Genomic DNA, 14,144 nt, shown 5'->3' on the forward strand with positions numbered 1-14,144 from the left:
AACCTCGCAGGTCTTTTTTTGTCTGAATCAGAATTCACAGAATTTTCAGAATTAGCAGAATTAAAAACAATTAAAAACAATTAAAAACATAATTTTTTATTCTTTTAATTTTCTTGTCTTTTTAATTCTGAAAACTCTGATTCAGACAAACTGTTGTCTTTTTAAAAGAAACTCGCCGAACTCAGGTTAGATTTAAATCACTTTATGGTACGGTTACTATAAAACTCAGCTTATGGCTGTTTAACCAAATAACGAATCAGTAAACATTTTTCCACATTTTCCAATTCAGCGGCATTCGGCACAAAAACATAAACAACATATCCAGACCCTAAAGCGGCATTGATATTTTCACGTTTTAAATTATGCAATTGCGTTAATATAAAAGAACGATTCCCCGTCGGTGACAATAATTCTAACGTATCACCCACTCTAAAATGGTTTTTTACATCCACTTTTAACCAATTACCCTCGCGCGCTAACACCTCGCCCACGAATTGCTGTAATTCGCCAACAGAACTCCCATTCTGATAATTTTGATATTCATCATGAACATGACGGCGATAAAAACCTTCGGTATAACCTCGGCTGGCGAGATTTTCTAATTCATCCATCAACTTTTTATCAAACGGTCTGCCCGCAACGGCATCATCAATGGCTTGGCGATAGACTTGCGCAGTGCGAGCGACATAATAATATGATTTGGTGCGCCCTTCGATTTTTAAGGAATTAATGCCCATTTCTGTTAAGCGTTGCACATGTTGAATAGCGCGTAAATCTTTAGAATTCATGATATAAGTACCATGTTCATCTTCAAAAATGGGCATTAATTCATTGGGTCGTCCCATTTCTTCAATTAAATAAAGACCGTCGGTGGGTTCGCCTTCGCCTAAATCGGGCAGGGGTCGCCATTGCGTTGTGGTTTCTTGATGGATTTGCGGATTTTGCGGGGCAATTTTTTGTATATCTCCGCCAGCGGTTTCTTGGGCAGGATGCACTTTATACTCCCAACGACAAGAATTTGTGCATGTGCCTTGATTTGCATCGCGGTGATTGATATAGCCTGAGAGCAAACAACGTCCAGAATAAGCAATACATAACGCACCGTGTACAAAAACTTCTAGTTCCATATCAGGGCATTGCTGGCGAATTTCAGCAATTTCATCTAAAGATAATTCGCGCGACAGAATAATGCGTGAAATACCCGCACTTTGCCAAAATTTCACCGCTGCATAATTCATGGTGTTGGCTTGTACAGACAAATGTATCGGCATTTCTGACCATTTTTCGCGCACCATCATGATTAAGCCCACGTCCGCCATAATCAATGCGTCGGGTTTTAATGAAATCACCTCTTCCATATCAGCCAGAAACGTTTTTAACTTGCTATTGTGCGGGAATAAATTAACCGCGAGATAAAATTGTTTCCCTAATGCGTGGGCTTCATTAATACCAATTGCTAAATTATTCACATCGTTAAAATCATTATTGCGAACACGTAAACTGTAGCGGGGTTGTCCTGCATAAACCGCATCTGCGCCATAACTGAAGGCGTAACGTAAATTTTTTAAATTTCCCGCTGGGGATAATAACTCGGTTTTTTTCATTACCATGAAACCTTTATGAAATCTTTAATAACTATCGCAATTATTGAATTTTAATCCTGCGACTGATAATGCACTGGCTTTATAACAGGTATCGGCTGTGTTAGGTATATATTTTCGCACCGTAACCGACTTTATGTTGCGTTTTAAAATAAATTAACGGGCATTCAGCGCATTAATGACTTGTTGAATGCTTTATAACCCTCTAAAATAGTTTAAATTTTCTTAAAGATTTCAATCATGCCCCCAATCCCCAAAACCCCTGCGCATATTTTAAAAAAAATAGCAGTTTGTCGTGAAAAACAGGCAAAAACCTTAGATTTAAGTTATCAACAATCAACGTTCGAGGATGTTCGCTTAATCACTATCCCGCCCGAAGTGTTCACCCTCACACAATTGGAAGTCTTAAAGTTACAAAATAATGCCATTCAAATTATTCCTGACGAGATTAAACAACTATCGAATCTTAAACGCTTAGATTTACGCGGTAATCCACTCAATCAAGTCGCGGATATTTCAGGCTTAATCGTTCACTATGCCGATTTTCAACGCTTAAAAATTCCTGCTAAAAACATTCTGGGCTTAAAACTCACCCTCTTTTCTCACGAAGCCCCCGCAGGGATTTTTGACTGTCCTCATTTAACCATCTTAGAAATCACAAACCACCGTTTAACCCAAGTCCCGACTTGGTTGGCACGATTAACCCAATTGACTGGGCTAGATTTAAGCAACAATCAATTACAAGATTTGCGTGTACTAGAAACGCTGGTGAATCTCTCTACTTTATATTTGAGTTATAATCTGTTAAGCAACGTCTCAGGGCTAGAAACTTTAGTGAATCTTTCTATTTTGTATTTAAGTAGTAATCAATTAGATACTGTATTAGGATTAGAAACATTGATAAATCTTTCTGGTTTAGACTTAAGAAATAATAAGTTAAGTAATATATTAGGACTAGAAAGGTTAGTAAATCTTTCTTCTTTATATTTGAGAGCAAACCAATTAAGTCATGTGTTAGAACTAGGTATGTTAGTGAATCTTTCTGAATTGGGTTTGAGTTCAAATCAATTGAGTAGTATGTCAGGGTTAGAAATGCTGGTGAATCTTTCTGCTTTAGATTTAAGGAATAATCAGTTAAGTCATGTTTCAGGGTTAGAAATGTTGGTGAACCTTTCTTCTTTAGATTTGAGTGATAACCAGTTAAGTCATATTTCAGGGTTAGAAACGCTTCAGAATCTCTCTTCTTTAGATTTGAGTGGAAACCAATTAAGCCGTGTCAGTGGGCTAGAAACGCTGGTGAATCTCTCTTCTTTAGATTTGCGTGAAAACCAATTAAGCAGTGTCTCAGGGCTAGAAATGCTTAAGAATCTCTCTTCTTTATATTTAGGTTCTAACCAATTAAACAGTATCTCAGGGCTAGAACAGCTTAAAAATCTCTCTGTTTTAGATTTGCATGGAAATCAGTTAAATAGCATTTCAGAGCTAGAAGGTTTAATTCATTTAAATGTTTTAGCCCTTACAGAAAATAAATTCCTCGCAACATTATCCAATGAATTATTTGATTTACCTAAATTGAAAACTTTATGGTTGAAAGAAACCACTATTACCTATCCACCTATTGAACAACTAGAGCCAGAAGGAACTTCTGGCGAAGTTAATTTATTGAGAGTACGCAATTATTTAAGACAACTAAAAGAAGATGGGCAAGATTATTTATATGAAGCAAAACTCTTAATTGTCGGCGAAGGCGAAGCAGGCAAAACCAGCTTAATGCGTAAAATTACAGACCCTACTTATCAATTACCTGAAGAGCGGATTGAAAGTACAGAAGGCATTGATGTTGTGCGCTATGAATTTCCGTATAAAGAACGCCAGTTTCAAGTCAATATCTGGGATTTTGGCGGACAAGAAATTTACCACGCAACCCATCAATTCTTTTTAACAAAACGGGCGTTATATCTTTTAGTTGCTGATAATCGCAAAGAAGATACTGATTTTTATTATTGGTTAAACGTGGTTAATACCTTGAGTGAAGGCAGTCCTGTTTTATTGGTGAAAAATGAAAAAGAGGAGCGTTCACGCGAAATCGATGAATCAGGATTGCGAGGACGATTTAAAAACTTTGAAAAGAGTTATACAACCAATTTAAAAACGGAAAGTAAAGATTATCAGTGTTTAATGGCAGATATTCGTCACCGTTTGCCACAACTTCCGCACATCGGCACACCACAACCTAAAAAATGGCTAGATGTTCGCGCAGAATTAGAAAAATTAGCAGAAACCAAAAACTATATTGATTTAAAAGAATACTTTGCAATTTGTGACCAACACGGCTTTAAAAACGATGCTGATAAATTACAACTCAGTGAAACACTTCATGATTTAGGGACAATTCTACATTTTCAGAAAGATATTCAACTCGAGCAAATCCTCTTTCTAAAACCCGCGTGGGCAACTCAAGCAGTTTATCATGTGCTGGATAATAAAGCGGTTAAAGCGAATTTTGGTAAATTCACGACTGCTGATTTAAAACATATTTGGCACGAACCCGAATATCAAGGAATGCACAGCAACCTATTGCAATTAATGCTCAATTTCAAACTCTGCTATCAACTCACCGATTGCCAAAATACTTACATCGCCCCGCAACTGCTCCCCGTAGAACAACCCGCTTATAACTTTAAGACAACAGACGCGGTAACGGTTTTGTATGAAAACTATAAATTTATGCCTAAAGGCATGTTAAGCCAGTTAATTGTTGCTTTACACAAAGACATTGCCGAAAAACAAACCTTAGTCTGGCGCAATGGTGTGATATTAGAGCGTTACAATACCCGAGCTGAAATCATTGAAAACTATGGCGCGAGAACGATAACAATCCGTGTCGTCGGACAAAATCGCCGTGATTTACTCACAGAAGTGATGTATGAATTGAATAAAATTCATGGAAATTATCATCAGTTACAATATGAGGTTATGTTACCCTGTACTTGTGAAGAGCCTTATTATTTTGAGTTTGAAGAATTAAAAGACTTTGCAAACGACCGCGCTAAAATTCAATGTAGAAAACGCGATTGCAAAAAAATGGTAGATGCCCGTGACTTATTAGAAGGAATATTAAACGTGACAACAGATAACGAAGGAAAAACGAGTTTTGGAGGTAATAATTTCCGTGATATTCATGGCAATGTAATTTTTCAACAAGCTGGACGTGATGCTATTTTAAACCAAACTAATAACACCTTAAATCAAGGTATTCAAACAGATTTAAGAAACTTAAAAGAACTATTCTTAAATTTAGAATTAGGTGAACAACGCGAAAAAGTAGAGAAACTACTCATAGACGCAGAAAAAGAAACACAGAAAGAAAAACCCGATAAAGAAGAAATCGGTAGTGCATTAGACCGTGTACTAAAATTAGTCAATAAAACAGGAAAACTCACTACCGCAGTTAAAGATAAACTCATTCCCGTTGCTAAAACAGTCGGCGAATGGCTCGGCGAACACGGTGAAAACCTTTTAGAATTTTTCAACTAAAAAAATGTAGGGTGGAATAGCAAAGCGTATTCCACCACACGATTTATAATCTGTTTTTGCTCAATTTTTGCAGAATTTCAAGGTGGAATACGCTGCGCTATTCCACCCTACAAAATTTAAGCCATTATTTTAAAAAATCACCATGTCTGTTGTGGTTTAGACAATTGCGATTTTTTCGTATCTAATTGAAATTGCTGTTGTAACAATTGTGCGGGGTTATCCAACACCCGATTTAATAAAATATTCGCTAGCATTTCTGCTTCATAGCGTTGATTGGCTTGGCTGGCAAAAGAGGAGGCTGTTGCTTGTTCGGTGGGGTTATCCGTTTCTTGACCTTGTTCCGCTGTTTTTTCGGGTTCTTCTGAATTGCCGTTTTTTGGGGGTTCTGTTGGTTGTGGGGCGTTTGCCTGTTGCGTTAATGGCGTGTCGCCTCCGTCTCGTTGTTTATCCGTTGTCGCCTCCGTTGGCGGGGGATTATTTTGCCCCTGAGGACTGCTTAAATCACCTTGTTGTCCACTTTGCCCTTGCCCTTCTTTGTCCTTCCCGCCTGATGCGTCTTTGTCGGCTTTATTTTCTTGGCTTTCCTGCCCTTCGTTTAATTCTCCGCCACGTTTTTTCCCTTCTTCTTGCGCTTGTTCGGCTTTTTCTGCACCGCTACCTTGTGGGAGTTGGGGTTTTTCTAAACGCTGATAGGTTAAAGCAAGATTATGTTTTGCGTCTGCATTATCGGGGTCTGCGCCGAGCACTTTTTGATAGGATAACAAGGCTTTATCATATTCACCACGCTGAAAATAAGTATTTCCTAAATTGTATTCTGCCGATACGATTTGTTCAGTATGCGTGACGGAGGCAAAGGCTTTTATTGCGTTGTCATAATCTCCCGCTCGATAAAAAGCGACACCGCGATTGTAATCGTCGGTAAATAACTGCGCGGCGCGGGCGTAGTCTCCTGCAATAAAGGCTTGTTGCGCTTGTTGGTCGGCGTTTTGAAATTGGAGTTGCCACGCAAGACTTGGGGTGGAGTAGCTGAGGATTCCTAACAGGCTAATGATTAAAGCAGATTGATATGGTATAGACATTTTTACCCTGCTGTTACGGATTATTTATTTTAATGTCAGTGTAGGTGAACTTGTGGGAAAAAACAGAGGGGTTAAAGCAGATAGGATGCGGGATAAAAAAAGTCGGAAAGTACAAATACGTACTTTCCGATGGAGCTAAAAGGAAATGAACAACCGATAAATTTATTGTTCTTATTCTTCGCCGCCTAAAACGCCAAATATTTGTAATAAGCTGATGAATAAATTGTAAATGCTAACATACAGTGTGACCGTTGCCATGATGTAGTTGGTTTCATAACCATGCACCATGTCGCTGGTTTGCCATAAAATCATCCCCGCCATTAGGAGGACGAACATTGCAGAAACCGCAAGGCTTAAACCCGGTAAGCTGAATACGATTGCACCGATACCCGCTAAGAAAGCAACTAAAACCCCTGTGACGACAAAGCCACTTAAAAAGCTGAAATCTTTTTTCGAGGTTAAAGCGTAGCCTGATAAGCCTAAGAAAATCACAGCGGTAGAGCCAAACGCCATCATGACTAATTGGCTACCGTTCCCAAAAGTTTGGGTATAAAGGTTGATGATAGGCCCTAAGGTAAAGCCCATAAAACCTGTTAAGGCAAAAACGGCAACAATCCCCCATGCACTATTGCGCAGGGCAGAAACGGTGAAGAATAAACCGAAATAGCCGACAAGGGTAATTAACCAATGTAACGGGGGCATGTTGAGCAACATTGCAACCCCAGCTGTTATTGCACTGAATAATAAAGTGATTGATAACAGTGTGTAGGTATTGCGAATTAATTTATTCGCTTCGGTTGTGGATAAGGGTTGAGTTGCTGCTTCTAAGTTGACAACTTGTGCAGTCGAAACACGTTCAAACAGATTATTGTTAGCCATTGTAACCTCCTAAAAAGCCGTGAATGTCAGCGGATTAAAACTGGTTTTGCTAAACCTGCATTCTTAATTTATCAAACAATTCAGGACATATTATGGGGTGCTATTTTTAGATTTGCAAGTCATGCGAGATGAAAAAATGGTTATATTTTCTGTGTGGTTATCTATCTATCTGTTGATAGATGGGGATGAATCATAACTTTTGTCAGTAAATGATACGTATATTTTTTTCACCTAGTAGGGTTTTTAACTGGGTGATAAGGGCATCATTTGGCTTAATTCGCCATGCTTGCCCTAGTTGAATATCCACTTTTGCATCATGACGCATATATTCAATCCAAATAGGGATTTGTCCTTGTCGGTGTGGGTTTAAAATCTCGATGAGTTGTTGCACTAAACCCGCATTTTTTGCTTGTTCAGGGTAGATATACATATTTAAACTGCGGGCACTGGTTTCACGGGCTTCTGCAAGGGTTTGTACGCTATTCGCGGTCATGCTGTAACCGCCCGTAAAATCATCGTCGCGGATTTCGCCTTCTGCAATTAATAAACTATCTTTAGCTAATTTATCTTTTACCGCGTTATAAACTTCTGAATAGACAAGTACATCTAAACGTGCGGTGTTATCGTCTAAGGTTAAAGAAGCCATCCGCCCGCGTCGACTATTAATGGTTCGCACGCCAATAATTAAGCCTGCAACTTTCGTCGTTTGATATTTATCCGTTGGACGAATCGCTGATAAACGGGTAGGAATTAGTTTGCTAAGTTCGTCTATATATTGATTAATCGGATGTCCGCTTAAATATAAGCCTAAGCTGTCTTTTTCCCCTTCTAAGCGTTCACTGTCTGACCAATCGGGAACATCTACAAAAGGGGGGGCTTCTGGTTCATCAGCCGTTGCAACGGTGCTGCCACCCATGCCGAAAATATCGACTTGTCCTACGCTACTGTTAGCAACGTGTTTTTCTGCCAATTTAATCGCGGTATCTAAAGAGGCAAGCATCACCGCACGATTGGGTGCGAGTTTATCTAACGCGCCTGAACGAGTGAGGGCTTCTAAAACCCGTCGATTGGCTTTGCGTAAGTCAATACGGCGACAAAATTCAAATAAATCTTTAAATTTACCCTGTTGCCGTTCCTGAATAATGCCTTCGAGTGCGGCTTCACCGACACCTTTAATTGCACCTAAGCCGTAACGTATGGCTCGATTTTGGTCGTCGGTCACCGTAAATTTATATTCAGATTCATTCACATGGGGCGGTAACACTTTTAAACCCATTTCTCGACATTCGTCGATTAACATCACGACTTTATCGGTGTTATCCATATCGGAGGAGAGCACCGCCGCCATAAATGCGGCTGGGTGATGCGCTTTTAACCATGCGGTTTGATAAGAAACTAGCGCGTAAGCAGCAGAATGGGAGTTGTGTACGATGATGTCGTTAGCGATAAAATTATGTGTGTTATCAACTTCTAAATCATAAGTCATCGCTTCGCCCGCAGGCTGAATACTGATAATTTCATCCCAGTCCAGATGATAATTCGAAAGTGGCAAGCTGTTGGTGCTTAATTGTTCGATAAGGGCATTAATAGACTCTAATCCCTGTAATTTCAAACAAAATTCTGTTTCTCGTGTTATCAATTGCGTCGGAATGGCAAAGCGTAATAGCAAGTGTTGTAATTGTCGGGCAATGGTTTCAGAAATTAGATTGAATTCAAGTTGATTTAAGGCAAAGAGGGTGCAGTATTGGCGCAAAAATTGGGCAAGATGGGTTTTATTTAAGCGAAAAATAGGCGTGGGGAATGCGTCTGAAGTGGCGGCAAGCCAGTGTTTAATTCGTGTTTCATCTGCATTTTCTTGTCCTGCAATGGGTAAATAGGCAGGTGTTGCAATGAGTTGTCCTAATTGTAGTTTTTCTAAGGCTTGCCAACCTTGATGCGTTAAAAAGGGATGATTCGCGGTTGCGGTAATGCGTTTACCTGCTTTCGTGCTTAAGGTAAACACGGGTTTTATGCCGTTTTCCATCACGTGAGCGACGCGACTGTCTGCAATGGTTTGATTTGCTTGCAGGCTTAAAACGTGGCTTAACCCTGTTTGATATAGTTGCGCGATGGGGTGTAATTCCCCTGTTGCGGGGTCTGCTATTAAGGTTTCTCCGACTAGGCATTTATTAAAGCCGTAACCTGCGAATTTTTCGACTAAATCGAACACATAGCCCGCTGTATCCGCTTTTACCTGATTTTCTACCGCGCCATCGATAAAACCTGCACGTTGCTTTGCCATTTCCTCTGGCTTTTTCTTCCCCATCGCACGGCGTAATAAGTCTGCACCACCGAGCGTGTAGCCTGATAATACTTGGGCAATTTGCATGACTTGTTCTTGATAGACAATAACGCCATAAGTAGGTTTGAGTATCGCAGCTAATCCGACGTTATCACTTAATTCTGGGTGTAAATATTCGATTTTTTCCCGTCCGTGTTTACGGTTAATAAAGTCGTCCACCATCCCCGACTGTAACGGGCCGGGACGGAAAAGCGCGACCAACGCAACGATGTCTTCAAAGCAGTCAGGTTGCAGGCGTTTAATTAATTCTTTCATCCCACGCGATTCCAATTGAAACACGGCGGTTGTATTGGCTTTTTTCAGTAAGTCGTAAGTTGTGGCATCATCTAACGGAATCCGCATAATGTCTAACGGCGTTTCGGCATAGGTATTAATAATTTCCAACGCCCATTTAATAATGGTCAGCGTCCGCAAGCCTAAAAAGTCGAATTTGACTAAGCCTGCTTCTTCTACGTCGCCTTTGTCGAATTGGGTGACGAGTCCGCCTTCTTTTTCTTCACAATATAAAGGGGAAAAATCGGTTAGCACTGACGGTGCGATAACCACGCCCCCCGCGTGTTTGCCGACATTGCGCGTTAAGCCTTCTAACTTCCGCGCCATGTCTATCAATTCGCGCACATCCTCTTCTTGCTCGTAACGACTGCGCAAGGTTTCTTCAACTTCTAAGGCTTTTTCTAAGGTAATACCAATTTCAAACGGAATCAGTTTTGCGATTTTATCTACAAAACCATAAGGATGGTCTAACACTCGTCCCACATCGCGCACGACCGCTTTAGCCGCCATCGTGCCATAGGTGATAATTTGCGATACTTTGTCATGTCCATATTTATCAGCAACATAACGAATAACGGTATCGCGTCCTTCCATGCAAAAGTCAATATCAAAGTCGGGCATCGATACCCGTTCAGGGTTTAAAAACCGTTCAAAAAGTAAATCGTAGGGTAAAGGGTCTAAATCTGTAATTTTTAAGGCGTAAGCGACTAAAGAGCCTGCCCCTGAACCCCGCCCCGGCCCGACGGGGATATTGTTATCTTTTGCCCATTGAATAAAATCGGCGACAATTAAGAAATATCCAGGGAAACCCATCTTAATAATCACTTCTAATTCAATTTGTAAGCGTTCATCATAGGGCTGGCGTTGTTGCGCGAATTCAGGTGAATTTTTATCGAATTGGCTTAATAAGCGTTCTTCTAAGCCTCGTGAAGCCTGCTCGCGGAAATATTCATCCATGTGCTTGCCTTCAGGAATCGGAAAAATCGGCAAGCAGGGTTTACCCAGTGATAATTCAATATTGCAACGTTGTGCAATGTGCCATGTATTTTCTATCGCTTCAGGAATATCGGCGAATAATTCCTGCATTTCTTCAGGGGTGCGCAAATACTGTTCGGGGCTGTAATGGCGTGGGCGGTTGGGGTCGGTAATTGTCCGCCCTTCATGAATACAAACGCGGATTTCATGCGCATCGAAATCATCGCGGGCTAAGAAACATACATCATTCGTGGCGACAACAGGCGTTTGTGTCGTTAAGGCTAAATCGACCGCTGCATGTAAATAATTTTCCTCATTTGTTCGCCCTGTCCGCATGAGTTCAATATAAAACCGATTGGGAAATAAGGCTTGCCACGCCTGCAAATGTTGACGCGCTGCATTCTGATTACCTGCAATCAAGGCTTGCCCAATATTGCCTTGTAATCCACCTGATAAGGCAATCAAGCCTTCTGTCGCATGGGCTAACCATTCCCAATGAATATAAGGCACTCCTTTTTGTTGCCCTTTTAGATAGGCATCAGACACTAAACGGGTTAAATTTTGATAGCCTTGTTTATTTTGGCATAACAATAAAATACGGGAGGTTTCACCCTGTGGATGTTGAATAAACGCATCAACGCCGACAATGGGCTTGATACCAGCAGATTGCGCGGTTTTAAAAAACTTCACTAAGCCGAATAAATTATTTAAATCAGTCACCGCAACAGCAGGCATACCCGCCTTATCTACGGCTTTAACCAGTCCTTTCAAACGGATAAGACTATCAACAAGCGAGTATTCAGTATGACAACGGAGATGAATAAAACAGGACATGATGGCGGATATACAGGGCAAAAGAGGGGCGAATGATACGAGTTAGTTTAGCCTTTTTAAGCTGAATCCTGTAGTCTTTTAGTCAAGCAAGTTAAAAAACTTAGAGACTTAACAAGAGGATAACATGTTAGATTTCATCATCCCCGACTGGTCAGCTCCTGCCAATATCAAAGCCTATTGCACCACTCGTCAAGGCGGTTTCAGCCCTGTCCCTTATCACAGTTTTAATTTAGGCGACCACGTGGGCGATAGTTTGGACACGGTCAACCGTAATCGAGCTTTATTGCGTGATAGCCTGCAATTACCCCGCGAACCGCTCTGGCTGAAACAAGTACATGGCACACAGGTTGCGCAAGCAGAACAACCGCCTAGCGATGGCATTGCGGATGCATCAATGGCAAAGACTGCGGGCTATATTTGCGCCATTTTAACCGCTGATTGTTTACCTGTTCTTTTCTGTGACCGTGCAGGCACACGGGTTGCTGCTGCTCATGCAGGTTGGCGGGGCTTACTCAATGGGGTTTTAGAAAATACGGTGCAAGCCTTAGCCGTTCCACCTGAACAAATACTTGTCTGGTTAGGAGCGGGGATTAGTCAAGCCGCGTTTGAAGTGGGTTACGAAGTTCGCCGTGCGTTTGTAGAAAATCATCCCGATTCGGTGCAAGCATTCCAAGCAGGCAAAGATGCGCAACATTGGCAAGCAGATTTGTATGAACTCGCTCGTCAACGCTTGCGACGCATAGGGATTACTGCCATTAATGGCGGAAATTTTTGCACTTATACACAACAACATCGCTTTTTTTCCTACCGTCGTGAATCGGTGACAGGCAGAATGGCAAGTTTGATTTGGATAGAAAAATAACCTGAGTTCGGCGAGATTCTTTTAAAAAGACAACAGCTTGTCTGAATCAGGATTTTCAGGATTAAAAGATTGTCTGAATCAGAATTTTCAGAATTAACAGAATTTTTAGAATTAAAAAGACAAGAAAATTAAAAGAATAAAAAATTATGTTAATTCTGAAAATTCTGATTCAGACAAAAAAAGACCTACTAGAAAATTAATGCGAATCACGCTTTTTAATCCTGTGAATTCTGATTCAGACAGGTGTTAGGAGACAGTTAGCCCTTTATTAGGTTGTATTCGAAACGACAGACACAGGCTTTTCACATTCTTTGTTAAAATACACGTTATTTTCATCACAAAGATAAACAAGGGGAACATCGTGAAATTAGGCACACCATTAAGCGCGACCGCTTTAAAAGTCATGCTCTTAGGCAGTGGCGAGCTTGGGAAAGAGGTTGTTATCGCGTTACAACGTTTAGGGGTTGAGGTCATCGCCGTTGACCGTTATCCAAATGCACCCGCGCATCAGGTCGCACATCGTTTTCATGTCATCGATATGACCAATCCGCAAGCCTTACGGGCGTTAGTCGAAGCGGAAAAACCCGATATTATCGTGCCTGAAATTGAAGCTATTGCCACTGATATGTTGGTGGAAATTGAAAAAGCAGGATTAGCCGAAGTTATCCCCACAGCCCGCGCCGCACAAACGACGATGAATCGGGAACGCATTCGTGATTTAGCCGCTGATGTGTTGAAATTGCCAACTTCTCGCTATGCGTATGCCCATTCTGAAGCCGAATTACGCACACATATTGAAAGAATTGGTTTTCCTTGTTTTGTTAAACCAGTGATGTCTTCCTCTGGTAAAGGGCAGTCGATGTTACATAATCCCGCTGATATTCAGCCTGCTTGGGAACATGCCATGCGAGCAGGGCGGGTGAGTGGTGGCACGGTGATTGTTGAGGAGTTTATCGATTTTGAGTTTGAAATCACTTTATTAACCGTGCGTGCATTGAATGCGAAAGGGGAGATTGAAACTTATTTTTGCGACCCTATCGGGCATATTCAAAAACAAGGTGATTATGTAGAAAGTTGGCAACCGCAAGCGATGAGTGCGACTGCGTTAAAAACGGCACAGGATATTGCGTATAAAGTCACGGAAAATTTAGGCGGACGCGGTATTTTTGGGGTGGAGTTATTTGTAAAAGGCGATAAGGTTTGGTTTAGCGAAGTAAGCCCACGCCCACATGATACGGGTATGGTGACGATGATAACCCAACAGCAAAATGAGTTTGAATTACATGCACGTGCGTTGTTGGGTTTGCCTGTTTCCACCACCTTGCGCAATATGGGGGCGAGCGCGGTAATTTATGGCGGTTATGATAGCCCTGAAGGCTTGATTTATGAGGGAATTGAAGAAGCCTTGCGCATTCCTGATACGGATTTACGTTTATTTGGTAAACCTGAAGCTTTTATTAAGCGTCGTATGGGCGTTGCCTTAGCCATGGGGAAAACCGTGGAGGAAGCGAGAGAGCGGGCGAAGTTAGCGGCAAGTAAGGTGCGGACGGTGAAGCCGTAAAATGATTATTCCGTTTTGTAGATAAAAGTGGTTATCTGAATCAGGATTCGCAGGATTTAAACGGGTCATTCGCATCAATTTTTTTGTTTTAGGCGTTTAAATTTTGTTAATCCTGTCAATCAAGTTAATCCTGAAAAGTTTGATTCAGATGATTAGGTTTTATTTGTTTAGCACTAGTCAGAAATTTAATAAATCGCATAAC

General features: G+C 41.1%; 7 protein-coding genes. 3 read left to right on the forward strand and 4 right to left on the reverse strand.

What is annotated here, in order from left to right:
* Positions 1-230: 230 nt before the first annotated feature.
* Complete coding sequence (gene trhP / locus BEGALDRAFT_RS10215; RefSeq protein ID WP_002686188.1) at positions 231-1,604, reverse strand: prephenate-dependent tRNA uridine(34) hydroxylase TrhP; 1,374 nt, start codon at positions 1,602-1,604, stop codon at positions 231-233.
* A 237-nt stretch (positions 1,605-1,841) separates the two neighbouring features.
* Here trhP and BEGALDRAFT_RS10220 point away from each other — a divergent pair, with 237 nt between their 5' ends.
* Positions 1,842-5,138: a COR domain-containing protein gene (locus tag BEGALDRAFT_RS10220; RefSeq protein ID WP_002686189.1), complete on the forward strand. Its 3,297-nt coding sequence runs from the start codon at positions 1,842-1,844 to the stop codon at positions 5,136-5,138.
* Between the two features lie 137 nt (positions 5,139-5,275).
* Here BEGALDRAFT_RS10220 and BEGALDRAFT_RS10225 read toward each other — a convergent pair whose 3' ends face one another.
* From BEGALDRAFT_RS10225 to dnaE, 3 genes are all read right to left on the reverse strand, one after another.
* Positions 5,276-6,217: a tetratricopeptide repeat protein gene (locus BEGALDRAFT_RS10225; protein ID WP_002686190.1), complete on the reverse strand. Its 942-nt coding sequence runs from the start codon at positions 6,215-6,217 to the stop codon at positions 5,276-5,278.
* A gap of 171 nt (positions 6,218-6,388) precedes the next feature.
* Positions 6,389-7,096: a Bax inhibitor-1/YccA family protein gene (locus BEGALDRAFT_RS10230; protein ID WP_002686191.1), complete on the reverse strand. Its 708-nt coding sequence runs from the start codon at positions 7,094-7,096 to the stop codon at positions 6,389-6,391.
* Between the two features lie 202 nt (positions 7,097-7,298).
* A complete protein-coding gene (dnaE, locus tag BEGALDRAFT_RS18245) occupies positions 7,299-11,519 on the reverse strand; it encodes a DNA polymerase III subunit alpha (RefSeq protein ID WP_002686192.1) in 4,221 nt (1,406 codons plus the stop codon).
* Between the two features lie 124 nt (positions 11,520-11,643).
* Between dnaE and pgeF the strand changes: the two genes are divergently transcribed.
* A complete protein-coding gene (gene pgeF / locus BEGALDRAFT_RS10240) occupies positions 11,644-12,381 on the forward strand; it encodes a peptidoglycan editing factor PgeF (protein WP_002686193.1) in 738 nt (245 codons plus the stop codon).
* A 361-nt stretch (positions 12,382-12,742) separates the two neighbouring features.
* The gene (gene purT / locus BEGALDRAFT_RS10245; protein WP_002686194.1) at positions 12,743-13,942 is read left to right on the forward strand and encodes a formate-dependent phosphoribosylglycinamide formyltransferase; all 1,200 of its coding nucleotides are present in this window, start codon (positions 12,743-12,745) and stop codon (positions 13,940-13,942) included.
* The last annotated feature ends 202 nt before the right edge of the window (positions 13,943-14,144 follow it).

The sequence above is a fragment of the Beggiatoa alba B18LD genome (genome assembly GCF_000245015.1).
Classification (GTDB): domain Bacteria; phylum Pseudomonadota; class Gammaproteobacteria; order Beggiatoales; family Beggiatoaceae; genus Beggiatoa; species Beggiatoa alba.